Genomic DNA, 24,069 nt, shown 5'->3' on the forward strand with positions numbered 1-24,069 from the left:
GCCATGCTCGGCGCCCTTGCCAAGTCCATTTTCGGTTCGTCCAACGATCGCTACGTCAAGTCGCTCGACAAGCAGGTGAAGAAGATCGCCGCTTTCGAGCCGGAAGTGCAAGCGATGAGCGACGAGCAGCTTGCCGCGCAGACGGTGAAGTTCCGCGCTGCCCTCGAAGCGGGCGCCAGCCTCGATGACCTGCTGCCCGAAGCCTTTGCCACGGTGCGCGAAGCGGCCGTGCGCACCATGGGCATGCGCCACTTTGACGTGCAGATGATCGGCGGCATGGTGCTGCACCGCGGCGAAATCGCCGAAATGCGCACCGGCGAAGGCAAGACCCTGGTGGCAACACTGGCGGTCTACCTCAACGCGCTGGAAGGCAAGGGTGTTCACGTCGTGACCGTGAACGACTACCTCGCCAAGCGCGACGCCGAGACGATGGGCGTGCTTTACAAGTTCCTTGGCCTGACGGTGGGCGTGATCGTGCCCAACCTCAACGAGTATGAGCGGCGCGAGGCCTATGAGGCCGACATCACCTATGCCACCAACAACGAGTTGGGCTTCGACTACCTGCGCGACAACATGAAGCACGAACGCTCGCAGATGGTGCAGCGGCCGTTCAACTATGCGATCGTCGACGAAGTGGACTCGATCCTCATCGACGAGGCGCGCACCCCGCTGATCATTTCCGGCCCCACCGACGACAAGAGCGACCTCTATATCTCGGTCGATGCGGTGGTGAAGCAGATCGATCCGTCGCTCTATGAAGCCGATGAAAAGACCAAGAGCATCACCCTGACCGAAGACGGCGTGGAATGGGTGGAGCGCGCGCTGGAGGCAGATGGCCTGCTGGTTGGCTCCAACCTCTATGACGTCGAAAACACCATGGTGGTGCACCACCTCGACCAGGCGCTGAAAGCCAATGTCATGTTCAAGCGTGACATCGACTACATCGTCAAGGACGACAAGGTCATCATCATCGACGAGTTCACCGGCCGCATGATGGATGGCCGGCGCTGGTCCAATGGCCTGCACCAGGCGGTGGAGGCCAAGGAAGGCGTCAAGATCGAGCCTGAAAACCAGACCATGGCCTCGATCACCTTCCAGAACTACTTCCGCATGTATCCCAAGCTTTCGGGCATGACCGGGACGGCCGCGACCGAGGCGACCGAGTTCTTCGAAATCTACAAGATGAATGTCGTCACCATTCCCACCAACGTGCCGGTGCAGCGCGTGGACGAGGAAGACGAGTTCTACAAGAACACGCTCGACAAGTTTGCCGCGATCGCCAAGCTGATCCGCGAGAAGAACGAGATCGGCCAGCCGGTGCTGGTCGGCACCGTGTCGATCGAGAAGTCGGAACTGCTGAGCGAGTTCCTCAACCGCGAAGGCGTCAAGCACGCGGTGCTCAATGCCCGTTTCCACGAAATGGAAGCGCACATCGTGGCCCAGGCCGGCCGCCTTGGCGCGGTGACCATCGCCACCAACATGGCCGGGCGCGGCACCGACATCAAGCTGGGCGGCAACCTTGAATTCCGCATGGAGGACGAGCTGCGCGACGTGCCCGAAGGGCCGGAGCGCGATGCCGCGATCGCGCGCATGGCGGCCGAGATCGACGCGGAAAAGGCCAAGGTGCTGGAAGCCGGCGGCCTTTGCGTGATCGGCACCGAGCGGCACGAAAGCCGCCGCATCGACAACCAGCTGCGTGGCCGTTCGGGCCGCCAGGGTGACCCGGGCCTGTCGAAGTTCTACCTGTGCCTGGAAGACGATCTGCTGCGCATCTTCGGGCCCGACACGCTGTTTGCCCGCATGATGAATTCCAACCTTGCCGATGGCGAGGCGATCGGCTCGAAGTGGCTGTCCAAGGCGATCGAGACCGCGCAGAAGAAGGTGGAAGCGCGCAACTACGATATCCGCAAGCAGGTTGTCGAATACGACGACGTGATGAACGACCAGCGCAAGGTGATCTACGAGCAGCGCGCCGACATCATGGATGCCGATGCGGTGGACGATGTTGTGGTGGATATGCGCCACGACACGATCAATGCCATGGTTGGTGATGCCTGCCCGCCGGGTTCTTATCCCGAACAGTGGAATATCGCCGGCCTCAAGGAACGCGTGGCCGACGTACTGGGCATGACGCCGCCGCTCGATGACTGGCTGGAAGAAGACGCGGTGGAAGCCGAGCTGATCAGCGAGCGCCTGATCGCGCTGGCCGATGCGCACATGGCGGCCAAGCTCGACACGGTGGACCGTGCATCGTGGGGCAACCTGGAAAAGTCGATCCTGCTCGAACGCCTGGATCACCACTGGAAGGAACACCTCGCCACGCTCGACGCGCTGCGCCAGGTGGTGTTCCTGCGCGCCTATGCGCAGAAGACGCCGATCAATGAATACAAGCAGGAAGCCTTTGGCCTGTTTGAAAAGATGCTCGACGCGATCCGCGAGGACGTGACGCGCATTCTGATGATCAGCGAAATCCGCATGCAGCCGATGGAAGACTTCCAGCTGCCCGAACTGCCCGATTTCCTCACCAGCCACATCGATCCGTTCACCGGTGAAAACGATGCCGTGCCGCAGGTGCCTGGCGCTGCTGCCATGCTCGGCGCGCTCGGTGGCGGCCAGGCGACGGGCGCTGCTGTGGCGGCGGGCGAAGATCCCTATGCCGGCCAGGGCATCAGCCGCAACGCGCCTTGCCCGTGCGGCTCGGGCCAGAAGTACAAGCACTGCCACGGCCTGGCGGCCTGAGCCTGCTGCTGATCGCAACTTTTCAACCCCGGCTGGCGCAGGCTGGCCGGGGTTTTCCATTCCGAAAAATCCGAAGGAACCGATTGTGGACAAGACCATCAAGCTGACGCTGAGCGAAGATGAAGGCGAAATGATCGTCGACGCGCTCGAGGTGGACCTGGAAGGCTATCTCGAATCCGCCAAGGAAGCGCGCGGCAACAACAACCGCGCCGATGTGGAAACCTTCACCGAAGCGGCCGATCGCATCGCCAAGCTGATCGCCAAGATCCGCGCCAAGCTGGATTGAGGCACAAAAAAGCCCCCTCTTCTTTAGAGGAGGGGGTTGGGGGTGGTGGAAACCACCCCTGAAATTTGCTGTTGACCAGCGGATTTAGCTGAAAATTCGAATGGTGCAGGCGCGCGTTTGCGTATGGCCTTGCACCACCCCCAAACCCCCTCCTCTGAAGAGAAGGGGGCTTTTCTCTACCTAGCTCACCACAGCTTGGCGCGCTTTTCGGGCGGGATGTACATGGTGTTGCCCGGCTTGACGCCAAAGGCCTGATACCACGCTTCGATATTGGGCAGCGGCCCGAGGATGCGGAAGCGCGCGGGGCTGTGCGGGTCGGTGGTGACCTGGTTGCGCAGCGAATCCACGCGCTGGTTGGCGCGCCAGGCCTGGGCAAACGAGAGGAAGAAGCGCTGGTCGCCGGTCAGCCCGTCGATCACTGGCGCGGGCTTGCCGTTCAGTGACTTGTGATAAGCATCGAGCGCCACCTGCAGGCCGGCAAGATCGGCGATATTTTCGCCCATCGTCAGCTTGGGATTGATGAAGGCGCCCGGCGCCGCTTCAAAGCGGGCATATTCATCGCCAAAGACCTTGGCTTCCGCCTCGAAACGCTCGGCATCCTGGGGCGTCCACCAGTCGGATATGGCGCCCTTGGCGTCGATCTTGCGGCCCTGGTCGTCAAAGCTGTGGCTGATTTCGTGGCCAATGATCGCGCCTGTGGCGCCATAGTTTACCGCATCATCGGCGCGCGGATCGAACAGCGGCGGCTGGAGAATGCCGGCGGGGAACACGATCTGCAGCTTGGCCCCGCCGTTGTAGGCGTTCACCGTCTGCGGGTTCATGCCCCACTTCTTGCGGTTCACCGGCTTGCCCAGGTCTTCCATTGCATAGTCGGCATTGAAGCGCGCGGCGCGGGTAACGTTGCCGTAGAGATCGTCAGGCTTGATCACCAACGCCGAATAATCGCGCCACTTGTCGGGATAGCCAACCATCACGTCGATCCGCGCCAGCTTGGCAAGCGCAGCGTCCTTGGTCGGCGCGCTCATCCACGGATTGGCGGCAATACGCTTTTCAAAGGCGGCGCGCAGGTTGGCGACCAGTTCCTGCATCCGCGCCTTGGACGATGGCGGGAAGTAACGCGCGACATAGGCTTGGCCGGCCGCTTCGCCCAACTGGCTGTTGACCAGATCCAGCCCGCGCTTCCACCGCGGCTTGAGCTGGCCCACGCCGGTGAGCGTGCGGGTAAAGGCAAAGCGGCTGTCGACCATCGCCTTGGTCAGATAGGGCGAAGCCTGGTCGGCCACGTGGAATGCCTGCCACAGCTTGAGCGTGTCGAGCGGGGTGTTGGCATAGAGCGCCGCCAGATCGCGGATCGCGGTATTTTCGCGCACGATCATGCGGCTTTGCGGGGCGATATGCGCGCCTTCGAAGAAGGCCGTCCAGTCGATCCCGGGCGCATAGGCGGAAAATTCGGCCGATGACATCGGGTTGTTGGTGGCACTGCGATCGCGGCGGCGGGCGATATCCCAGCTGCGCGTGGCGATCTCGGTTTCAAACGCCATGATCTTTGCGGCCGCTGCTGCCGGATCGGCCACGCCCAGCGTTTGCAGCGTGCGGGTGATATAGGCGACGTAGGCCTCGCGTTGCGGCGCGAAGGCGGGCTTGAGGTAATAATCGCGTTCCGGCAGGCCCAGGCCGCCCTGGCCAAGCGAGAGGACATTCAGCCCCGCATCGGCGGTATCGGGGCCTACGCCATAATCGACCAGGCTGATGCCAAAGTTTCCTTCGGTGCCGCCCATGGCGCGGGCAAAGGCGGTCTTGTCGGCAATCGCCATGACCTTGGCGACATCGGCCTGGAGCGGGGCGAGGCCGCGCTGTTCGACCGCCGCCTCGTTCATGAAGCTGGCATAGAGCGCGCCGACCTGGCTGGTCGCGGGCATGGCGGCGACCAGATCCTTCATCTGCGCCTGCACTTGCTCGTCGATCAGGGCAAGCGTGCCGATGTTGGGCCGGTCTTCGGGAATGGGCGTGCGCGCCTTCCACTTGCCGTTGGCGTAAGTATCGAAATCATCGCCTGGCTTGACCGAAAGATCGCGCCCGGAAAGATCGACACCCCAGCCGCCAATCGGCCCGCTCTGAGCGCTGGCGGCAGCGGGTGCCGCCTTTGCGCGAGACGCCGGAGAGGCCAGGGCCGGCTGCATCGCCACGGCCAATGCCGTCGATGCCAAGACCATCATGCGAAGTTTCACAGTTGCATTCATCCTTGTTGACCCCTCAACGGCGCGCAACCTAGACGAAGACGGTTTCATCTGAAAGAGTTTGATGCAGGTGATGCCATTGATAAAAAGGGCATGTCTGTGCGCTTTTTGTCGCCAATCGTGTCATTTGCAATTGTCAGCGGCGGCGCAGCAGCACCTCCACGCTTTCTTCGACACTGGCTCGGTCAGTATCGCAGCCACTTTCCTGTTCCAGCGCGGTGCGAATGTTGGAAATCTTGCTGTCGGACAGATGCTCGATCCCGATGAAATCGCCCCGCGCGCCTTCCAGGGCGCGGATCAGCTCGTCCAGCTTGGCCTGCATCGCCGCAGCATCGCGGTTTTGCGCATTCTGGATGACGAAGACCATCAGGAACGTGACGATGGTGGTGCCGGTGTTGATCACCAGCTGCCAGGTGTCTGACCAGGCGAAGATCGGGCCCGACACGGCCCAGACGACGATGATCAGCGTGGCCAGCGCGAAACTCGCCGGTTGCCCCGCCAAGGCCGAAACGCGATTGGCAAATGCGGTGAAAATCCGGTCCATGGCCGCGGTTCTTTCTGGTTTGATTGCTGGACTGTTTCCCAAAACCAGCGGGCGGGCCGCGCGGTTCCCGAAAGGGCAGGGAACCGTTGGGGGCACCCTGGCTTGGCCGTGCCCAAGAATTGCTTTGCCGCTTCCATCCCACGCCATCGCTTGACGGTAAAAAGTCTATCAAATAAATAGAGATCAAGACGCAGCGGCCTGGCCCGATGCTGCGCCGGCCCTCAGCGGCCGCCACGGGCCCGCGGCTTTTGATCGGGAAGCAGCTTGCTCCGCGTTACCAACGGCTAAAGCGCGCGAACGCTGGGGCGACATCGCCAGGCTTCGTGTTCCCCGCTGTTTCAGGGGTGATACGATGCAATGCACACGATAGCGGCATAATGCCCGCGCCCAGCCACCGTGCAGACCACGGCTGCGCCTGGGCCTGACCATAATCATATCCAGATTGCGCAAGGCCGCGCGGCGATGCCCCGCACGCGGCAGGCCGCCTTGCGCCTTCAGTCCATGAGGGACCGCTTTTCCATGTCGATTTTCCATGCCACCCGCCCGGCCACGGGCCTGGGCGCCCTGCTGCTCGCCTCCACCGCACTGGCTTTGCCAAGCCTGGCCCAGGCAGCCGAAACTGCGGCGGCGCCGGCCGAACAGGCGCCGGCACCGGTCGCCGACCCAGCCAGCCCGGATGTGCCCGATGCCAATGCCATCACTGTCACGGCCCGCCACCGCGAAGAACGGCTGCAGGATGTGCCGCTGGCCATCTCGGCCATTTCCGGCGCGGAACTGACTGCCAAGCGGATCGAGCGGGTAAGCGAATTTGCCCTGCGCGTGCCCAATTTCGGCGCGCTGCAACAGAATACCCGCGTTTCCGGCCTCTACATTCGCGGGCTGGGCGGCAATGCCAGCAACGATGGCGCCGAAGGCGGCGTTGGCCTGATCGTGGACAACGTGTTCTTCACCCACGTGGGCTTTTCCTGGCTCGATTTCGTCGACCTGGAAAACATCCAGGTGGTGCGCGGGCCGCAGGGCACGCTGCTGGGCAAGAACACCACGATCGGCGCAGTGATCGTGCAGACGGCCAAGCCCCAGTTCGAGCCTTCCTATACGCTGCAAGCCACCTATGGGAATTACGATGCGGTGCAGCTGCGCGCCAATGCCACCGGGCCGATCATCGATGACAAGCTGGCCTATCGGCTGACCTTTGCCGAAAGCAAGGGCGGCGGCTGGATCACCAACGCCTATAACGGCGTCAAGCTGCTGGGCAACGATCGCTGGTCGGCGCGCGGGCAACTGCTGTTCACGCCCAGCGCCACTGTGTCCTCACGCCTGATCGCCGAACATTACGAATCCAACGAATACAACAATTTCTACCCGCCAGTGGCGGACGTGACACAGAACCTGAACCTGGATGGCACGGTCAATTCGCCGCGCGCCGGTAGCTGGAGCGCCAAGCTGGCGCGGTTTGGCTATACCCCCAATCTCAACGGGCCCTACAACGCCAACCTCAACAACCAGGATCGCCTGATCGCCAAGACCGATGGTCTTTCCAACGAGATCAACTGGGATCTGGGCGGTGTGAACCTGACCGGCGTTACCGCATGGCGGCGGCTCTATTTCCGGCCCTACAACGATAGCGACTACACCCCGCTGGATATCTACCGTGCGGGCTATGATGTTGACGTCAATCAGTATTCGCAGGAACTGCGGCTCGCCTCGGCCAAGGGCAGCACGATCGATTGGCAGGTGGGCGCGTTTTACCTGCACGAAAAGCTGCGCAGCAACTTGCGCACGATCTTCGGATCAGACGCCTCGACGTTTTTCCTGGGGGCAGGGGTGCCGTCCTCGTTCATCGACGGGCTGGAGTATGACCGCGACGGCCGGTTGACGATCGACAGCCTGGCCGGCTTTGGCCAGGTGACCGCGCATCTCACCTCCACGTTCTCGCTCACCGGCGGCCTGCGCTACACCTGGGAGAAGAAGCAGGTGAATATTGCCGGCTATGCCCTGGGCACCGGCGCGCTCAATCCCGCTGGCGCCACGGCGCGGCAGGCGCTGCTCAACAACCTGGGCGGGACGAGCGGCAGCGCGGCCGGCGCCTATACGCTGGCCAACCAGGTCAGCCGTGGCTCGCTGGCCTGGCTGGTCAATCCGGCGTGGCAGGTGACGCCCAACGTGCTGCTCTATGCCTCGGCCAGCCATGGCGAAAAATCGGGCGCGGCCAATACTTCGGCCACGGCGAGCCAGGCCGCGCTGGTGATCACCCGGCCGGAAAAGTCCACCGATTTCGAGGCCGGGATCAAGACCAGTTGGGCCGGCGGCAAGGCCACCGTCAACCTCAACCTCTACAACAACACGATCACCGATTATCAGGGCACCCGCGTCGACCAGGCCAATGCCTCGTTCGGCACCTATCTCGCCAACGTGGGCAAGGTGCGGCTGCGCGGGTTCGAGTTCGAGGCGACGTGGCGCCCGGTGCGGGCGCTGGGGTTCAATGCCAATCTTGCCTATAACGACGCCAAGTACCTGGATTATGCCGATGCGCCCGCGCCGCTGGAATTCCAGCTGGCCAATGGCGGCGCCGCGCGGCCCCTGTCGCTCACCGGCTATCAGGTGGCCGGTTCCAACAAGTGGACGGTGCAGGGCGGGATCGATCTTGATCAGCCGATCGGTGGGGAATGGAACCTCACCGGCTATGCCAACACCAGCTGGAAAAGCCGGATTGCCTACATCAACCCGCGCTCGGTCTATGGCTGGCAGGCGCCGGTAGCGATCACCAACGTGGGGCTGGGCCTGCGCACGCAGGACAACCGCTGGCAGCTTCAGGCCTGGGCCAAGAACGTGACCAACGAACGCTATGCCGTCTCCTACGGCGCGGCCAGTGCCTCGGCCCCGGTGATCGAGGTCTATGGCAATCCGCGCACGTTCGGCGGCACCATCACGCGGACGTTTTGACCATGGCCGACCATACCGCACATCGCCATGCCGGCGGCAAACGCCAGATGAAGCTGGGCGCATTCCTGTTCGGGGTGGGGCATCATGCCGCCGCCTGGCGCCATCCCGATGTCGATCCGCGCGCGCCTTTCCGGTTCGAATATTGGCGCGATCTGGCAAAAAAGGCCGAAGCTGCTAAGTTCGACGCCGTGTTCCTGGCCGACAACGTGGCGTTGTTCGGCGCCACGCCCGAGGCGATCAGCTATACCGCACCCGTCTATACCGGCGAACCGCTGACGCTGCTTTCGGCCCTGGCCACCCACACCAGCCATATCGGGCTGATCGCGACGGTTTCCACCACCTATCTCCAGCCCTATCATGTCGCGCGCAAGTTTGCCGCGCTCGACCAGCTTTCCGGCGGCCGGGCGGGGTGGAACCTCGTCACCTCGGGCAGCGATGCCGAGGCGGCCAATTTCGGGCTGGACCATCAACTGGCCCACGCCGCGCGCTATGCCATCGCGGCCGAGCATGTGGCGGTGGTCAAGCAGCTGTGGGACAGCTTTGCCGACGATGCCATCCAGGCCGACCAGGCCAGCGGCCGCTATTATGACCCGGCACGGTTGCGCCGTGTGGATCATGCTGGCGATCACTTCCGCGTGGCTGGCCCGTTGCAGACCGGGCGACCGCCGCAGGGCCATCCGGTGATCGTCCAGGCCGGATCGTCTGATGATGGCCAGGCGCTGGCCGCCGCCACCGCCGAGGTGGTGTTTACCGCGCAGCAAAGCCGCGCCGCAGCGCGCGCCTTTGCCCAGGGACTCAAGGACAAGGCGCAGGCACTGGGCCGTTCGCGTGACAGCCTGCTGGTGATGCCCGGTGTCAGCATCTATGTTGCACCCACGCGGGCAGAGGCAGAGGCCAAGCTGGCGCGCTTGCAGGCTTTTGTCGATGTGGCCGGTGCGCTCGCGTCGATCCGCACCTTCCTCGATTGGGATCTGACCACCGTCGATCTCGACGCGCCGCCGCCACCGCCGCCATTCACGCAAGGATGGCAGAGCCGGCAAAAGCTGTTTTACGACCTCGCGCTGGAGCAGGGCTTGAGCGTGCGCCAGTTGGTCTCGCGCATGTCTGCCGCCCGCGGGCATCTCGTGCTGGTGGGCACGCCGGCCGAAGTGGTCGACGAACTTCAGGCCTGGTTCGAGGATGGCGCGGCCGATGGCTTCAACATCCTGGCGCCGATCTTTCCCGCAGGCCTTGATGACGTGATCGCGTTGGTGCTCCCCGAACTGCGCCGGCGCGGCCTGTTTCGCGAGGAATACGAAGGCGCCACCTTGCGCGAAAACCTTGGCCTGGCGCGGCCCGATGCCGACTTTCCTGCGCCGCTTTCCCCCCAGACGAAGGAGCTTGTTGCATGAGCACGCTTGCCCTCGATGCTGCCCGGCGCGCGCCGCCCGCCGCGGCGCCCACGCGGCTTGGCCCGGCGCGGCTGATTGCCTTTTCCAGCCTGGGCATGCCGCTTGCCGCGGTGGAAGTGCCGCTCAGCACCTATGTCCCGCCGCTCTATGCCAGCGCGTTCGGCTTTTCGCTGGGCACGGTGGGGGTGATTTTCCTGCTGGCGCGGCTGTGGGATGCGGTGATCGATCCGGCGATCGGCCTGCTGTCTGACCGCACGCGCAGCCGCTGGGGCCGCCGCCGGCCGTGGATTGCGGTGGGGGCCGCGATCTTTGCGCTGGGTGCGGTGCCGGTGTTCCTGCCGCCTGCCTGGTTTGGCCCCTTGGCGCTGTCGGCTGCACTGTTCGTGCTCTATCTGGGCTATTCGATGATGGCGACGCCGCTGGCGGCGTGGATGGGCGAACTTTCCGGCGCCTATCACGAGCGGACGCGCATCACCACCTATGGCCAGGCGCTGACCTGCGTGGCGCTGCTGCTGGCGCTGGTCCTGCCCAGCCTGCTGGTTACGCGGCTGGCCGGCCAGCCCCGGCTGGAACTGGCAGCAATGGGGGCGATGGTCTTTGCCCTGCTGCTGATCACCCTGCCGCTGGGCATTCGTGCGCTGCCCGAACCGCCCCCGCCGGCCGGCGCGCAAGATCCGGTGCGGGTGTGGCATACGCTGCGCCTGGTCTTTGGCGAAGGCATGCTGCTGAGCGTGCTGGCCTCGAACTTTGCCGTGCGGCTGGCACAGGGCGTGCGCACCGCGCTGTTCGTATTCTTCATCAGCTTTTACATGGGCCATCCCGCCTGGGCGCCCGGCTTGTTCCTGCTGCAATATGTGTTTGGCATCTTTGCCTGCCCGCTGTGGCTGGCGATCGGCCGCCGCGTGGGCAAGGAACGCGCTGCTGTCGCCGGGGAATTGACCCAGGTGGCGATCAACCTGGCACTCCTCGCGCTGGCGCCGGGCTCTGTCGCGCTGCTGCTGGCGTTGACCGTGGCGCAGGGGCTGGCCCAGGGATCGGGCAATCTCATGCTGCGCTCGATCGTGGCGGACGTGGCCGATTATCACCGCCTGCGCACCGGTGAGGACCGCATCGGCCTGTTCTTTTCGGTGTTCTCGCTGTCTGACAAGGCTGGCGTGGCCCTGGCGATCGGCGTGGCCCTGCCGCTGGCCGCGTGGATCGGGTTTGATCCGCGCGGGACCAATCCGGCCGGCGTGCTCGAACATCTCAAGTGGCTGTTCGCCCTGGGGCCAGCGCTAGGCCACGTGATCTCGGCCGCAGTGATCCATGGGTTTCCCATCGACGAGCGGCGCCATGGCGATATCCGTCGCCAGCTGGCTGCGCGCGATGCAGCGGGGCTGGTTTCTGATGCCAGCCGTGATCGCTGGCTGGCCCAGGCCGATCGCGGCTCGCAGGGATAATTCCACTTGGGGGAGGGCAGGCAAAACTTGGCTTCCTCCAAGCGATCCGGGCTTGCCATGTCATAGTCAAGCGATAGAGTAGAGATAGTTCGCAAGTCTTTTCCCCGGCCAGGAAAAGCGGGCCTTGCGCCCGAACCATCGGCCCGCGGCTTTTGATGGGAAGCAGCTTGCTCCGCGATACCAACGGCTAAAGCGCGCGAACGCTGGGGCGACATCGCCAGGCTTCGTGATCCCTCCATCCGATCGAGGTGATACGATGCACAAGACCCGACGAATGTGTTGATGCGCGGCGCGTGATCCGCGCCGCCACCCAACCTGACTTTCTCGTTCCATCCCTTCGTTCGCGCGCGCCGGCCCATTGCCGGGCGATGCCTTGCGCGCGGCCCATGTTCAGGAGAATTCCCATGGCCACTATCGTTGCCAGCTATCCCAATGCCAAAGACCCCGCGTCCCCGCTCGATATCCGCCCCGTGACCGGCCGCATCGGCGCCGAGGTTCACGGCCTGGCGCTGTCGGGCGATCTTGACGGCGCCACCGTGCGGGCGATCGAGGCTGCGCTGGTGCGGCACAAGGTGCTGTTTTTCCGGGGGCAACAACACCTCGACAATGCCGAGCACGAGGCGCTGACCGCGCTGTTCGGCGATCCCGTTGCCCACCCCACGGTGCCGGTTGCCGAAGGTTCGCGCTATCTGCTCGAACTCGACAGCAAGGAAGGCTATGCCGCGTCATCGTGGCATACCGACGTCACGTTCCTGGCGGCCTATCCCAAGGCATCGATCCTGCGCGGCATCACCATTCCCGAGGCGGGCGGCGATACGCTGTGGGCCAATGGCGAGACGGCCTACGAAGGCCTGCCCGAACCGCTGCGCCAACTGGTCAACAACCTGTGGGCGGTGCACAGCAACGATTACGATTACGCCGCCACGCTCGCGGCGGCTGGCACATCGGCCGATGCCAGCGACACGGCCAAGGAGCGCACGCTCTATCACAAGTCGGTGTTCGCCTCGACGATCTATGAAACCGAGCATCCGGTGGTGCGGGTCCATCCTGTCAGCGGGCAGCGCAGCCTGCTGCTGGGCCACTTCGTCAAGCGCTTCGTCGGCCTGAGCGAGGCGGATTCGGCGCGGCTGTTCAATATCCTGCAAGACCACATCACCAAGCCGGAAAACACCGTACGCTGGCGCTGGCAACCGGGTGACGTGGCGTTCTGGGACAACCGCAGCACGCAGCACCGCGCGATCGCCGATTTCGGCCTGCAGCGCCGCACGCTGCGCCGCGCCACGGTCGCGGGGGATGTGCCGGTGGGCATCGATGGCCGCGAAAGCCGCACCACGCGGCAGGAACGCGCCACCGCTGGCCAGCCGGCCTGACGGCCACCAGGTCATTCTCACCGCGCGGGGAGGGGGCAGGGCTGCTCGCTCCCCGTTCGGTCATCTCAAGGACACTCTGGCTCGATGCAATTGCTAGCCTCTCCCGGCGCGACCAGCCTGCCGGCCCATGTCATCATCCGCGAGCTTGATCTGCCCGTGCCTGTTCGGTTGCTGCGGCTGGGGCCGGGGGGAGACGATCTCGCCCCGCTGACCCCGTTCGGCCGCATTCCGGCCCTGGTGCTCGACAATGGCACGGTCATCGGCGAAAACGCCGCGATCCTGCCCTTCCTGGCTGACCAGCGCCCCGGCACCGCGCTGTTCGCGCCGGCCGGCACGGTCGAGCGGGCGCAGATCCAGGCCTGGATCGGCTATATCAACAGTGAGATCCACGGCGCGACGCAGCGGGTCGGCAATCGCCCGCACCTCTATTCCGACGATCCAGCCGCGCACGAGGGCATCCGCCAGGCCGCCCGGCGCCGCCTGCGTGAAGCGTTCCAGCCGATCGAGGATCGCCTGGGCGAGGCGGAATGGCTGGTGGGCGATCGCTTCACCATTGCCGACGCCTATCTCGGCGTCTTTGCCAGCTATGTCCCGCATTTTGGCCCGGCCCTGGCCGATCTTCCTGCGCTTGCGGCGTTCTCCGCGCGTTTCGAGGCGCGGCCGGCGGTCCGCGCCGCACGGGAAGCGGAAGGCCCCCTGCCGTTCCGGCCCGGGGCTGGCCCGCGATCTGCTCCCGCTCAAGAGGTGCCGGCATGACGCTCGAAATCCGCAAGCATGGCCGCGTCGGTGCCGAAATCCTCGGCGTCGATCTCGCGCGCCCGCTGGCAGAGGCTGACTTTGCGGCGATCCGCGCCGCCTTTGCCGAACATGGCGTGGTGTTCTTTCGCGATCAGCAGATCAGCGAGGAGCAGCACATCGCTTTTGCCCGTGCCTGGGGGCCGATCAACATCAACCGCTTTTTCGCGGCCCATCCGCGTTATCCCGAAATTGCCTTGGTCGTGAAAGAGCCCGAACAGCAGCACAATATCGGTGGCGGCTGGCACACCGATCATTCCTATGATGCCGCGCCTGCACTGGGCTCGATTCTGGTGGCGCGAGAATTGCCCCCGCAGGGCGGGGCCACGGCCTTTGCCTCGATGTATGCGGCGTATGACGCGTTGTCGGCAGCGTTGCGGCAAGAGGTCGATGGCCTGCGCGCGGTGCATTCGGCCCGCCACGTGTTTGGCAGCAAGGCCGCTGCCTATGAAGCCGTGCAGGATACTCGCCGCGATGGCCGCATCGGCAACGCGGGCGCCGCCGACGTGCTCGACGATCCGGTGCACCCTGTAGTCATCACCCATCCGCTCAGCGGCAAGCGCGCGCTCTATGTGAACCCAAGCTTCACCGTGCGCGTGCTCGGCCTGTCAGACGCGGCTTCGGCCGATCTGCTTGCCAGGCTCTATGATCATGCGCGCCGCAGTGAATTCCATGAGGATTTCCACTGGCAGCCGGGCTCGATCGCGTTCTGGGACAACCGCGCGACCTGGCATTACGCCTATAACGATTACCACGGCCACCGCCGAGAGATGCATCGCATCACTATCGAAGGGGTCCCGCTAGGCTGATGTGTACGTCTAATTCATTGGTTTATATGAAGAACATACAAACTGTTGATAAGTTTTTGAAACAGGGCTTGCGCGTGCGGAATCGCCCGCATATAGGGCGGCCCTGCCCAGCGGGGACGGCCTAGCCCGAACCGCTCCGGTCGGGGAGTAGCTCAGCCTGGTAGAGCACTGTCTTCGGGAGGCAGGGGCCGGAGGTTCGAATCCTCTCTCCCCGACCACTTATTTTCCCTGCATTGCAGGGGCATGAAAAAGCCGGCCTTCTGGCCGGCTTTTTCGTTTCCGGTGAACGCCCGGTGAGGCTTGCCACTATTTGCGATTCTCGCATGCACTTCTAAGGCTGTGGGCATGATGAGCCCCACCGAATCCCACAGCCCGCACTTCGAATGGCAATACCTTGACCTGATGCGCCAGATCTGGACACAGGGTGACGAGCGGATGGACCGCACCGGCGTGGGCACCCGCGCGGTGTTTGGCACGCAATTGCGCTTCGATCTGTCGCAGGGCCGCGTCCCGCTGCTGTCGACCAAGCGGGTGTTCTGGAAAACCGCGACGCGCGAATTCCTGTGGTTCCTGACCGGCGATACCAATATCCGCGCGCTGTGCGCACAAGGGGTGGAAATCTGGACCGATTGGCCGCTCGATCGCTATCGTCGCGAAACGGGCGAGGATATCAGCCGCGCCGATTTTTCCGCGCGGATCGTGGCCGATGCCGCCTTTGCCGCGCAGTGGGGCGATCTCGGCCCGGTCTATGGCAAGCAGTGGGTCGATTGGCCGGTCTATGAGCCAGCCGGCCAGGACGGCCTGTTTCGCCGCCGCGCGCAGGGGGTGAACCAGGTGGCGGGCCTGGTGGAAAGCCTGCGCCAAAATCCCGGCAGCCGCCGCCACATCGTGGAGGGGTGGAACGTGGCGGAGCTTGACGCCATGGCTCTGCCGCCGTGCCACAAAACCTATCAGTTCCAGGTGGCGGGCAATCGTCTGTCTTGCGTGCTCTATCAGCGCAGCTGCGATGTGGTGCTGGGCCTGCCGTTCAACCTGTGGGGCGCGGCGCTGTTCGTGCACATGCTGGCCCAGCAGTGCGATCTTGAGCCCGGCGAACTGGTGTGGATGGGCGGGGATACCCACCTCTATCTCAACCATGCCGATCTGATCGAGGCGCAGTTGCAGCGTGTGCCGTCGGGCGATCCGCGCCTGGCCATCGCGCGGCGGCCGGAATCGATCTTTGACTATCGCATCGAGGACTTCGTGGTGGAGGGCTATCATCCGCAAGGGCATCTGGCCGCCCCGGTCGCCGTGTAAGGCGCGCCGCGTTTGCGGGGTGCCGATCAAGTTTTGCACAGCTTGGTGCGAAAATTCTGCATGACCCTTTGTTGACACCTGCGGCCGCCCGGCATAGAGGCGCCTCACCCCAAGGGGAATGCGGGTGTAGCTCAGTCGGTTAGAGTGCCGGCCTGTCACGCCGGAGGTCGCGGGTTCGAGCCCCGTCACTCGCGCCACCCCTTGGGTAAGATGTTGTTGGTCAACGAAAACCTTGCTCGAACAAGGCTTTCACGCCAAGGCTGGAAACAGCAAATTGGCAGTTGACAGCATATCGGCCGCGTCTTAGAGGCGCAATCCCCAAGGGCACGCGGGTGTAGCTCAGTTGGTTAGAGTGCCGGCCTGTCACGCCGGAGGTCGCGGGTTCGAGCCCCGTCACTCGCGCCACTTGGTGGATTTTCAAAAAGGCCTCCTTCGGGAGGCCTTTTTCGTTTCCGGCATAAATGGCTCGGCGTGCTGATGGTCAGCTCTGCCTGTCCACGTGGCCTAGCCCCAGCGGCCGGTTTCCATCCAGATCAGGAAGCGGCGCAGCGGCAAGAGCCAGATCGTGCCCAGCACCAGGTAGATCGGCACTTGCACCAGGACGGGCAGGCGGCCGATCTGTTCGCCCAGGCCCATGACGAACCCGCCATAGATCGCCAGCGCGGCGATCAGTGCCAGGATGCCCACCGGCTTACGCCAGGTGGGCGGAGGCGGCGGATTGAAGTGGGGTTGGCGCTCGCCCATCAGAACGGACCGTAGAGGCGGGTAGGGGTGACCACCGCGCGCAACGGGCGATCGTGCACCTCGCGCGGCAGGCTGTCGACGCATTGCGCGTCCCACGCCATGCCGATCGGCACGGCATCGGGATGGGCTTCGAGCCAGCGATCGTAATGCCCGCCGCCTTGGCCCAGGCGCTGGCCTTGCGCGGTGAAGCCCACCAGCGGCACGAACAACACATCGGGCGTAAGCAGCGGCGCATCGGCGGCTGGCTGCTTTACGCCCCAGGGATCGGGTTCCAGCACATCGTCGAGCGGCGGCACCAGCCATTGGCGGAATTGCATCGGCGCGCCACGATCGGCAAACCACGGCAGCGCCACGGCGTGCCCGGCCTCGTGGAAGAAGGTGGCATAGCTGGCCGCGGGCGCTTCCCACTGGCTGGCATTGTACAGCGCCACGGTGGCGCCGGCCGGGATCAGCGCCATCAGCGGCGCGGGCGGGCGGCGGAACAGCAGCGCGCGGGTGCGCGGATCTAGCCCTTCGACATGGTCGCGGCGCCACGCCCGCAGGTCCTTGCGCAGGGCCTGCTTGGCGGCAACGGCGTTGTCTTCGTCCGGGAATGGGGGGGGTGACGGGCCCACCATGGGTCGTTCTCCGGGAAAATCCTCTGACGCCTCAACGTCAGGTGGGGACCATGTGCCTGTGCCAGGGCCCAGGTAGGGACAGCCCCCTTGGATTTGCTTATAGCCTCAGGGATGTTTCATGCGGCGCGTGCCGGGCAGAACCCGTCGCCATGCAATTTAGGCGTTCGCGGCATCAGGCTCAAGGGGCAGCGCCAGTTTTTGCGCCAGGTTTTCCACCCGCTCGGCGAGATTGGTCACGCGGGCGATCAATTCGGGCGGCGGCCCGGCTGGTGCGGGTGGCGGAGCAGCCGGCTCGGCCGGCGCAACCGGGGCAGGGCGGCTGTGCACCTCGTGCAGTTCATCGGCCAGCATCAGCGCGGCAAACAGCAGCATGCGCGCTTCACCCTGCGTGGCCATGTTCCCCAAGCGGCGCACCCGATCGTCGATCATGCGGCCCAGCATTTCGGCGTGGGCTTCTTCCCCGGCGGCAACCGAAATGGTCAGCGACCGTCCACCGATGGCCAGAGTCACGTTCGTCATCTGCATGCTCGTTGTTCCCCTGGCCCCTATCGGATGCGGCGCTGTTACTGCGGCAGGCTCGACAGCAGCAGGTCAAGCTGCTGCAATTCCTCGCTGACGCGTTCGCGCAGCTTGCGGTGGCGTGATTTCAACTCGCTCAGTTCTGCCTGCGCGTTGTGCGCCGCTGCGCTTTCCGCCTCGGCCTCGCGGCGGGCGACAACCTCTTCCAGCCGGGCCAACGCCAGTTCGACCCGCTCGATCGCCGAAAAGAGATCGCCGGTGCCATCTGTGCCTGTGCCGTTGGTGGCAGTGCGCGCTGCCGAAGTGCCGTCCATGATTGCCATATTTCATCCGGTATCACACTGGCCGTGGCCTGCAAGTTCCCCTGTGCATACAAAAAGGCGGGTCATGCCAGCCAGGGCACCGATTGCGCTGTCAAACGGCACGGCCCAGCGCTGGGTATTGGCCCGATCACCTGCCATGGCCGACGCCGCGCTTGACGCTGGCAAGCCGGGGAACCAAAGAGACCCCGATTTCCCCGAATCAGACGCCCCGGCCGCGCCGGGCGCGCGAGTAAGGACACCAACCCGAAGATGACAAGCGATCCGACCGCGCTGGCACCCATGGCCAACGCGATCCGTGCGCTGGCGATGGACGCGGTCCAGGCAGCGGAATCCGGCCACCCTGGCATGCCGATGGGCATGGCCGATGTTGCCACGGTGCTGTGGTCGCGCTTTCTCAAGTTCGATCCTGCCGCGCCCAAGTGGCCCGATCGCGATCGCTTCGTGCTCTCGGCCGGGCACGGCTCGATGCTGCTTTACGCGCTGCTGCATCTGTCGGGTTATCAGCAGCCGACGATGGATGACATCCGTCACTTCCGCCAGCTGAACAGCCCTTGCGCGGGCCACCCGGAAAACTTCCTGCTGCCTGGCGTGGAATGCACCACCGGCCCGCTGGGCCAGGGCTTTGCCATGGCCGTGGGCATGGCCATGGCCGAACGCCACTTGAATGCGCAGTTCGGCGATGACCTCGTCGATCACCGCACCTGGGTGGTGGCTGGCGATGGCTGCCTGATGGAAGGCATCAACCACGAAGCCGTGGGCCTGGCCGGCACGCTGGGCCTGGGCCGCATGATCGTGCTGTGGGACAACAACAAGATCACCATCGATGGCGATACCTCGCTGTCGACCAGCGAAGATGTCCTGGCCCGCTACCGTGCCAGCGGCTGGCACACCGAAGACTGCGATGGCCACGATTTCGCCGATATCGAGCGCGCGATTGCCGCGGCGATGGCTGATGATCGCCCCTCGCTGATCTCGTGCCGCACGGTGATCGGCAAGGGCGCGCCCAACAAGCAGGGCGGCCACAACGTGCACGGCTCGCCGCTGGGCAAGGACGAAATCGCCGCCGCCCGCGAATACCTGGGCTGGACCGCCGCGCCGTTCGAAATCCCCGAGGATATCATGGCCAACTGGCGCGCCACGGGCGACGCCGGCCGCGACCTGCGCAGCGAATGGGAAGCGCGCCTGGCGGCCAATCCGCAAGGGGCCGAACTGATGCGCCGCATGGCCGGCGAACTGCCTTCTGGCGAAGAAGCGGGCCGCACCTTTGGCGAATGGCTGGGCAAGACCCAGAACATCGCCTCGCGCAAGGCATCGGAACTGGCGCTGGAAGTGCTCACTCCGCTGGTGCCCGAAATGGTCGGCGGTTCGGCCGACCTTACCGGGTCCAACAGTACCAAGACCAAGGCCACGACGCCGTTCGGGCCGGCTGACTATGCCGGGCGCTATGTCTATTACGGCATTCGCGAATTCGGCATGTCGGCAGCGATGAATGGCATGGCGCTGCACGGCGGGATCATTCCCTATGGCGGCACGTTCCTGGTCTTTGCCGATTACTGCCGCAATGCCATCCGCATGTCGGCGCTGCAGCACGCGCGCGTGATCTACGTGCTCACCCACGATTCCATCGGCCTGGGCGAGGATGGCCCCACGCACCAGCCGATCGAAACGGTGATGAGCCTGCGCATGATCCCCAACCTGCAGGTGTTCCGCCCGGCCGATGCGGTGGAAACCGCCGAATGCTGGAACCTGGCGCTGGCATCGCCGCAGACGCCCTCGGTCCTGGCGCTCACCCGCCAGAACCTGCCGCAGCTGCGCCACGATGGCGCGATGCTCAGCGCCAAGGGCGCCTATCGCCTGGTGTCGGCCAATGCCGCGCGCAAGGTTGTGCTGCTGGCCACCGGTTCGGAAGTGGCGATCGCGGTTGACGTGGCCAACTCTCTGGAAGAACAGGGCATTGGCGCCGATGTCGTGTCGATGCCGAGCTGGGAACTGTTCGAGGCACAGGACGCGGCCTACAAGGCTGACGTGATCCCCGCCGACGTGCTCAAGGTCTCGATCGAGGCGGGCACCACGTTCGGCTGGCAGAAGCATGTCGGCGATGGCCTGACGATTGGCATCGACAGCTTCGGCGCTTCGGCGCCGGCCCCCGTTCTGTATGATCACTTCGGCCTGACGGCTGCCAAGATCGTGCCGCAAATTCTCGAACGGCTCGGGTAAGCACCCGGGCCGCTCGGCTCCAAGTCACCCCCATCCATCCGGTGTCTTCAATTCTAAGGAGTAAGACCATGGCGACCAAGGTTGCAATCAACGGTTTCGGGCGCATCGGCCGCAACGTGGCACGTGCCATTCTCGAACGGCCCGACTGCGGCCTGGAACTGGTCGCCATCAACGACCTCGCCAGCGCCAAGGCCAACGCCCTGCTGTTCAAGCGCGACAGCGTGCACGGCGCCTATCCCGGCACCGTGGAAGTGGATGGCAACGACCTGGTGATCGACGGCAAGCGCATCAAGGTGACCGCCGAGCGTGACCCGGCCAAGCTGCCGCACGCCGAACTGGGCATCGATATCGCCCTGGAATGCACCGGCTTCTTCACCGACCGTGAAGGCGGCATGAAGCACATCGAAGCCGGCGCCAAGAAGGTGCTGATTTCGGCTCCGGCCAAGAACGTTGACCTGACGGTCGTGTTCGGCGTGAACCACGACAAGCTGACCGCCGATCACGTGATCGTGTCGAACGCCTCCTGCACCACCAACTGCCTGGCGCCGTTCGCCAAGGTGCTCAACGATGCCATCGGTATCGAGCGCGGCCTGATGACCACGGTGCACAGCTACACCAACGACCAGAAGATCCTGGACCAGATCCACTCCGACCCGCGCCGTTCGCGCGCTGCCGCGATGAGCATGATCCCCACCACCACCGGTGCCGCCCGCGCTGTGGGTGAAGTGCTGCCCGAACTCAAGGGCAAGCTCGATGGTTCGGCGATCCGCGTGCCGACCCCGAACGTCTCGGTGGTGGACCTCACGTTCCAGCCCAAGCGCGACACGACCAAGGAAGAAGTCAACGCGCTGCTCAAGGCGGCGGCCGAAGGCCCGCTCAAGGGCGTGCTGGCCTATAGCGAAGAACCGCTGGTCTCGATCGACTACAACCACGACGCTCACTCGTCGACGGTCGACAGCCTGGAAACGGCCGTGATCGATGGCAAGCTGGTGCGCGTGCTGTCGTGGTACGACAACGAATGGGGCTTCTCCAACCGCATGGTCGATACGGCCGGCGCGATGGGCAAGCTGATCTGATCACCTGAATGCGAAGGCCCGGTGCCCGCGCGTCTGCCCACAAGGCAGAGGCGGGCGCCGGGCCTTTTCCTTATGGAACAGGGGTATAGACCCATGACTTTCAAGACTCTCGATGATCTGGGCGACGTTACCGGCCAGGCCGTGCTGGTGCGCGAAGATCTCAACGTGCCGATGGCCGATGGCCAGGTGACCGACGACACCCGCCTGCGCGCCGCCGTGCCGACCCTGACCGAACTGGCCGACAAGGGCGCCAAGGTGCTCGTCCTTGCGCACTTCGGCCGCCCCAAGGGCGAACGCAGCGAGGCCAATTCGCTCAAGCAGGTGCTGCCCGCGCTCAGCCACGTGCTGGGCCGTCCGGTCGCCTTCATCGACGATTGCGCCGGGTCCGAGGCGGAAGCTGCGGTGGCCGCGCTCGACAATGGCACGATCGCCGTTCTGGAAAACACCCGCTTTCACAAGGGTGAGGAAAAGAACGATCCCGAACTGGTCGCCGCGATCGCCAAGCTGGGCCAGGCCTATGTGAACGACGCATTCTCCGCCGCGCACCGCGCCCACGCTTCTACCGAAGGCCTGGCCAAGGTGCTGCCCGCCTATGCCGGTCGCGCCATGCAGGCCGAACTCGAAGCGCTGGAAAAGGCGCTGGGCAAGCCGGTGAAGCCGGTTGCCGCCGTGGTCGGCGGGGCCAAGGTTTCGACCAAGCTCGACGTGCTCAAGCACCTGGTGTCCAAGGTCGATCACCTGATCATCGGCGGTGGCATGGCCAACACGTTCTTGGCCGCGCGCGGCGTGGACGTGGGCAAGTCGCTGTGCGAACATGACCTGACCGGCACCGCGGAAGAAATTCTCGACAATGCCGACAAGGCCGGCTGCACCGTGCACCTGCCCTATGACGTTGTCCTGTCCAAGGAATTTGCCGCCAATCCGCCCAGCTTGCGCACTGCCAACGTGCACGAAGTGGGCGCTGACGAAATGATCCTCGACGTGGGGCCGGCAGCGGTCGAAGCGCTGGGCGACGTGCTCAAGACCTGCCGCACCTTGGTGTGGAACGGGCCGATGGGCGCGTTCGAAATGGCACCGTTCGATGCCGCCACGGTGGCGCTGGCCAAGACGGCCGCCGCGCTGACCAAGGAAGGCTCGCTGGTTTCGGTGGCCGGGGGCGGGGACACGGTCGCCGCGCTCAACCATGCTGGTGTGGCAGGGGATTTCTCCTATATTTCAACCGCTGGCGGCGCTTTCCTCGAATGGATGGAAGGCAAGGAACTGCCCGGCGTGGCCGCGCTCGAAGCCTGATCGCAACTTTTTTACAGGCGCGTGTTGCAGTGCAGCGCGCGCCTGTTTATTGCGTGGGTGTGCATAGGTATGCGCAGCCAGATTCGCTCACCTGATTTGCGGCGCCCGCGCGCTGCTGCCCCAGATCCACAGGACCGATCATGAACCACGCTGAAATGACCGAAAAGATGGCCGCCGGACATGGCTTCATCGCCGCGCTGGACCAGAGCGGCGGGTCCACGCCCAAGGCGCTCAAGGGCTATGGCGTTGAGGAAAGCGCATATTCCAACGACGAGGAAATGTTCGGCCTGATCCACGAGATGCGCAGCCGGATCATTCGTTCGGGCGTGTTCAACGGCGAAAAGGTGATTGGCGCCATCCTGTTCGAACGCACCATGGATGGCACCGTGGATGGCAAGCCCGTGCCCACCGCCCTGATCGAAAAGGGTATCGTGCCTTTCATCAAGGTGGACAAGGGCCTGGAAGCCGAAGCCAACGGCGTGCAACTGATGAAGCCGATGCCTGAACTCGACGTGCTTGTGGCGCGGTCCAAGGCGCTGGGCGTGTTCGGCACCAAGGAGCGTTCGGTGATCAATTCGGCCAATGCCGAAGGCATCGCCGCCGTGGTTAAGCAGCAGTTCGAGGTAGGCCTGCAGATCCTGGCGGGTGGCCTGATGCCGATCATCGAGCCGGAAGTGAACATCAAGAGCGAGACGCGCGAAGCCTGCGACACGCTGCTGCGCGACGAAATCCTCAAGGCACTTGATGCCTTGCCCCAGGGCACCAAGGTCATGCTCAAGCTGTCGCTGCCCAAGGTGCCCGGCACTTTTGATGCGCTGGTCGACCACCCGGCGGTGCTGCGCGTGGTTGCGCTGTCGGGCGGCTATGCCCGGCCCGAAGCTTGCGTGGAACTGTCGAAGAACCGTGGCATCATCGCCAGCTTCAGCCGCGCCCTGCTGGAAGACCTGCGCTATCAGATGAGCGACGCGGAATTTGATGCCGCGCTGGGCGGCGCCATCGATGAAATCTTTGCCGGCTCTACCCAGAAGCTGGTTACGGCGTAATCACGCTGAAATGAAACCGCCATGCGCCTGGCAGGATTCGCCTGTCGGTGCGCTTGGCGGGTTCGGCGCTATCGAGCGTCACGCCCGAGGCATCGGGCTTGCCCAGTTCGAGGTTGCGCGTTTCGCGGCCGATCCGCGTGGCCACGATGAGGCGACCGGCGGTGATGCACCGGGCGTTCTCGGGGCAGCGGCTGTCTTCCACCACCGATAGCGGGCGCACCGTCTGGCTGCCCACCCGCGTCGCTTCGCCCAGCCGCGCCATGCCATCGCCGCGCGGCGATTGGGGCAGGGTGGCGCAGGCGCCAATGGCAATGAGCGAAAGCAGCGGCAGCAGCGGGGGCAGGGTCCTAATGCCCATGCCAATGCACCGCCCGCCGCGCTGGTTCCCGGG

Annotated in this window: 20 protein-coding genes and 3 tRNA genes; 16 read left to right on the forward strand and 7 right to left on the reverse strand. The window is 64.6% G+C overall.

Features of this window, described 5'->3' with window-relative positions:
* Positions 1-3: 3 nt before the first annotated feature.
* On the forward strand, positions 4-2,739 hold the full coding sequence (secA, locus tag SCA01S_RS02345) for a preprotein translocase subunit SecA (RefSeq protein ID WP_062782476.1): 2,736 nt from the start codon (positions 4-6) through the stop codon (positions 2,737-2,739).
* Between the two features lie 85 nt (positions 2,740-2,824).
* Positions 2,825-3,025 (forward strand): hypothetical protein, encoded by a 201-nt coding sequence (locus tag SCA01S_RS02350; RefSeq protein WP_022674887.1) that lies wholly within the window; start codon positions 2,825-2,827, stop codon positions 3,023-3,025.
* Between the two features lie 185 nt (positions 3,026-3,210).
* Here SCA01S_RS02350 and SCA01S_RS02355 read toward each other — a convergent pair whose 3' ends face one another.
* Both SCA01S_RS02355 and SCA01S_RS02360 read right to left on the reverse strand, forming a co-directional pair.
* Positions 3,211-5,253: a M13 family metallopeptidase gene (locus SCA01S_RS02355; RefSeq protein WP_245652410.1), complete on the reverse strand. Its 2,043-nt coding sequence runs from the start codon at positions 5,251-5,253 to the stop codon at positions 3,211-3,213.
* Positions 5,254-5,398: 145 nt separating this feature from the next.
* Positions 5,399-5,806 (reverse strand): low affinity iron permease family protein, encoded by a 408-nt coding sequence (locus SCA01S_RS02360; RefSeq protein WP_022674889.1) that lies wholly within the window; start codon positions 5,804-5,806, stop codon positions 5,399-5,401.
* A gap of 519 nt (positions 5,807-6,325) precedes the next feature.
* Between SCA01S_RS02360 and SCA01S_RS02365 the strand changes: the two genes are divergently transcribed.
* The 10 genes from SCA01S_RS02365 to SCA01S_RS02410 all read left to right on the forward strand — a co-directional run bounded on the left by SCA01S_RS02365 (position 6,326) and on the right by SCA01S_RS02410 (position 16,254).
* Complete coding sequence (locus SCA01S_RS02365; protein ID WP_062782479.1) at positions 6,326-8,749, forward strand: TonB-dependent receptor; 2,424 nt, start codon at positions 6,326-6,328, stop codon at positions 8,747-8,749.
* Positions 8,750-8,751: 2 nt separating this feature from the next.
* A complete protein-coding gene (locus SCA01S_RS02370; protein ID WP_245652411.1) occupies positions 8,752-10,140 on the forward strand; it encodes an LLM class flavin-dependent oxidoreductase in 1,389 nt (462 codons plus the stop codon).
* Positions 10,137-11,579, forward strand: coding sequence for an MFS transporter (locus tag SCA01S_RS02375; RefSeq protein WP_062782482.1), 1,443 nt, complete (start codon positions 10,137-10,139; stop codon positions 11,577-11,579). The genes SCA01S_RS02370 and SCA01S_RS02375 overlap by 4 nt, the downstream gene beginning before the upstream one ends.
* A 404-nt stretch (positions 11,580-11,983) precedes the next feature.
* On the forward strand, positions 11,984-12,949 hold the full coding sequence (locus SCA01S_RS02380; protein ID WP_062782485.1) for a TauD/TfdA dioxygenase family protein: 966 nt from the start codon (positions 11,984-11,986) through the stop codon (positions 12,947-12,949).
* Positions 12,950-13,033: 84 nt separating this feature from the next.
* Complete coding sequence (locus tag SCA01S_RS02385; protein WP_054131013.1) at positions 13,034-13,705, forward strand: glutathione binding-like protein; 672 nt, start codon at positions 13,034-13,036, stop codon at positions 13,703-13,705.
* Positions 13,702-14,553, forward strand: coding sequence for a TauD/TfdA dioxygenase family protein (locus tag SCA01S_RS02390; protein ID WP_062782488.1), 852 nt, complete (start codon positions 13,702-13,704; stop codon positions 14,551-14,553). Before SCA01S_RS02385 ends, SCA01S_RS02390 begins: the two co-directional genes overlap by 4 nt.
* A 141-nt stretch (positions 14,554-14,694) precedes the next feature.
* A tRNA-Pro gene (locus SCA01S_RS02395) sits at positions 14,695-14,771 on the forward strand.
* Positions 14,772-14,898: 127 nt separating this feature from the next.
* Positions 14,899-15,849, forward strand: coding sequence for a thymidylate synthase (gene thyA, locus SCA01S_RS02400; protein WP_062782491.1), 951 nt, complete (start codon positions 14,899-14,901; stop codon positions 15,847-15,849).
* A gap of 120 nt (positions 15,850-15,969) precedes the next feature.
* A tRNA-Asp gene (locus tag SCA01S_RS02405) sits at positions 15,970-16,046 on the forward strand.
* Between the two features lie 131 nt (positions 16,047-16,177).
* A tRNA-Asp gene (locus SCA01S_RS02410) sits at positions 16,178-16,254 on the forward strand.
* Between the two features lie 99 nt (positions 16,255-16,353).
* Here SCA01S_RS02410 and SCA01S_RS02415 read toward each other — a convergent pair.
* The 4 genes from SCA01S_RS02415 to SCA01S_RS02430 all read right to left on the reverse strand — a co-directional run bounded on the left by SCA01S_RS02415 (position 16,354) and on the right by SCA01S_RS02430 (position 18,052).
* Positions 16,354-16,593 (reverse strand): DUF2842 domain-containing protein, encoded by a 240-nt coding sequence (locus SCA01S_RS02415; protein ID WP_062782494.1) that lies wholly within the window; start codon positions 16,591-16,593, stop codon positions 16,354-16,356.
* Complete coding sequence (locus SCA01S_RS02420) at positions 16,593-17,210, reverse strand: 5-formyltetrahydrofolate cyclo-ligase (RefSeq protein WP_062782497.1); 618 nt, start codon at positions 17,208-17,210, stop codon at positions 16,593-16,595. The genes SCA01S_RS02415 and SCA01S_RS02420 overlap by 1 nt, the downstream gene beginning before the upstream one ends.
* Positions 17,211-17,366: 156 nt before the next feature.
* On the reverse strand, positions 17,367-17,729 hold the full coding sequence (locus SCA01S_RS02425) for a cell division protein ZapA (RefSeq protein WP_054131018.1): 363 nt from the start codon (positions 17,727-17,729) through the stop codon (positions 17,367-17,369).
* Between the two features lie 44 nt (positions 17,730-17,773).
* Positions 17,774-18,052, reverse strand: a complete 279-nt coding sequence (locus SCA01S_RS02430) for a hypothetical protein (RefSeq protein ID WP_062782500.1) — start codon at positions 18,050-18,052, stop codon at positions 17,774-17,776.
* A 249-nt stretch (positions 18,053-18,301) separates the two neighbouring features.
* Here SCA01S_RS02430 and tkt point away from each other — a divergent pair, with 249 nt between their 5' ends.
* The 4 genes from tkt to SCA01S_RS02450 all read left to right on the forward strand — a co-directional run bounded on the left by tkt (position 18,302) and on the right by SCA01S_RS02450 (position 23,678).
* Positions 18,302-20,269, forward strand: a complete 1,968-nt coding sequence (gene tkt / locus SCA01S_RS02435) for a transketolase (protein WP_062782503.1) — start codon at positions 18,302-18,304, stop codon at positions 20,267-20,269.
* Between the two features lie 68 nt (positions 20,270-20,337).
* A complete protein-coding gene (gap, locus tag SCA01S_RS02440; protein WP_022674902.1) occupies positions 20,338-21,345 on the forward strand; it encodes a type I glyceraldehyde-3-phosphate dehydrogenase in 1,008 nt (335 codons plus the stop codon).
* A gap of 93 nt (positions 21,346-21,438) precedes the next feature.
* Complete coding sequence (locus SCA01S_RS02445; RefSeq protein WP_062782506.1) at positions 21,439-22,635, forward strand: phosphoglycerate kinase; 1,197 nt, start codon at positions 21,439-21,441, stop codon at positions 22,633-22,635.
* Between the two features lie 140 nt (positions 22,636-22,775).
* Positions 22,776-23,678 (forward strand): fructose bisphosphate aldolase, encoded by a 903-nt coding sequence (locus SCA01S_RS02450; RefSeq protein ID WP_062782509.1) that lies wholly within the window; start codon positions 22,776-22,778, stop codon positions 23,676-23,678.
* Here the strand turns inward: SCA01S_RS02450 and SCA01S_RS02455 are convergent.
* Complete coding sequence (locus SCA01S_RS02455; RefSeq protein WP_062782512.1) at positions 23,668-24,036, reverse strand: hypothetical protein; 369 nt, start codon at positions 24,034-24,036, stop codon at positions 23,668-23,670. The two genes, SCA01S_RS02450 and SCA01S_RS02455, sit on opposite strands and share 11 nt — an antisense overlap.
* Between the last annotated feature and the right edge of the window lie 33 nt (positions 24,037-24,069).

Source organism: Novosphingobium capsulatum NBRC 12533, from assembly GCF_001598375.1.
GTDB classification, from domain to species: domain Bacteria; phylum Pseudomonadota; class Alphaproteobacteria; order Sphingomonadales; family Sphingomonadaceae; genus Novosphingobium; species Novosphingobium capsulatum.

What these genes read in the sequence shown, in the direction of transcription:
- SCA01S_RS02380 (WP_062782485.1), top strand. Translation starts at nt 11,984, where the DNA reads ATGGCCACTATCGTTGCCAGCTATCCCAATGCCAAAGACCCCGCGTCC.
- SCA01S_RS02450 (WP_062782509.1), top strand. Translation starts at nt 22,776, where the DNA reads ATGAACCACGCTGAAATGACCGAAAAGATGGCCGCCGGACATGGCTTC.
- SCA01S_RS02445 (WP_062782506.1), top strand. Translation starts at nt 21,439, where the DNA reads ATGACTTTCAAGACTCTCGATGATCTGGGCGACGTTACCGGCCAGGCC.
- SCA01S_RS02365 (WP_062782479.1), top strand. Translation starts at nt 6,326, where the DNA reads ATGTCGATTTTCCATGCCACCCGCCCGGCCACGGGCCTGGGCGCCCTG.
- SCA01S_RS02360 (WP_022674889.1), bottom strand. Translation starts at nt 5,806, where the DNA reads ATGGACCGGATTTTCACCGCATTTGCCAATCGCGTTTCGGCCTTGGCG.
- SCA01S_RS02425 (WP_054131018.1), bottom strand. Translation starts at nt 17,729, where the DNA reads ATGACGAACGTGACTCTGGCCATCGGTGGACGGTCGCTGACCATTTCG.
- thyA (WP_062782491.1), top strand. Translation starts at nt 14,899, where the DNA reads ATGATGAGCCCCACCGAATCCCACAGCCCGCACTTCGAATGGCAATAC.
- SCA01S_RS02390 (WP_062782488.1), top strand. Translation starts at nt 13,702, where the DNA reads ATGACGCTCGAAATCCGCAAGCATGGCCGCGTCGGTGCCGAAATCCTC.
- SCA01S_RS02455 (WP_062782512.1), bottom strand. Translation starts at nt 24,036, where the DNA reads ATGGGCATTAGGACCCTGCCCCCGCTGCTGCCGCTGCTTTCGCTCATT.
- SCA01S_RS02370 (WP_245652411.1), top strand. Translation starts at nt 8,752, where the DNA reads ATGGCCGACCATACCGCACATCGCCATGCCGGCGGCAAACGCCAGATG.
- SCA01S_RS02385 (WP_054131013.1), top strand. Translation starts at nt 13,034, where the DNA reads ATGCAATTGCTAGCCTCTCCCGGCGCGACCAGCCTGCCGGCCCATGTC.
- gap (WP_022674902.1), top strand. Translation starts at nt 20,338, where the DNA reads ATGGCGACCAAGGTTGCAATCAACGGTTTCGGGCGCATCGGCCGCAAC.
- SCA01S_RS02430 (WP_062782500.1), bottom strand. Translation starts at nt 18,052, where the DNA reads ATGGCAATCATGGACGGCACTTCGGCAGCGCGCACTGCCACCAACGGC.
- SCA01S_RS02415 (WP_062782494.1), bottom strand. Translation starts at nt 16,593, where the DNA reads ATGGGCGAGCGCCAACCCCACTTCAATCCGCCGCCTCCGCCCACCTGG.
- SCA01S_RS02420 (WP_062782497.1), bottom strand. Translation starts at nt 17,210, where the DNA reads ATGGTGGGCCCGTCACCCCCCCCATTCCCGGACGAAGACAACGCCGTT.
- secA (WP_062782476.1), top strand. Translation starts at nt 4, where the DNA reads ATGCTCGGCGCCCTTGCCAAGTCCATTTTCGGTTCGTCCAACGATCGC.
- tkt (WP_062782503.1), top strand. Translation starts at nt 18,302, where the DNA reads ATGACAAGCGATCCGACCGCGCTGGCACCCATGGCCAACGCGATCCGT.
- SCA01S_RS02375 (WP_062782482.1), top strand. Translation starts at nt 10,137, where the DNA reads ATGAGCACGCTTGCCCTCGATGCTGCCCGGCGCGCGCCGCCCGCCGCG.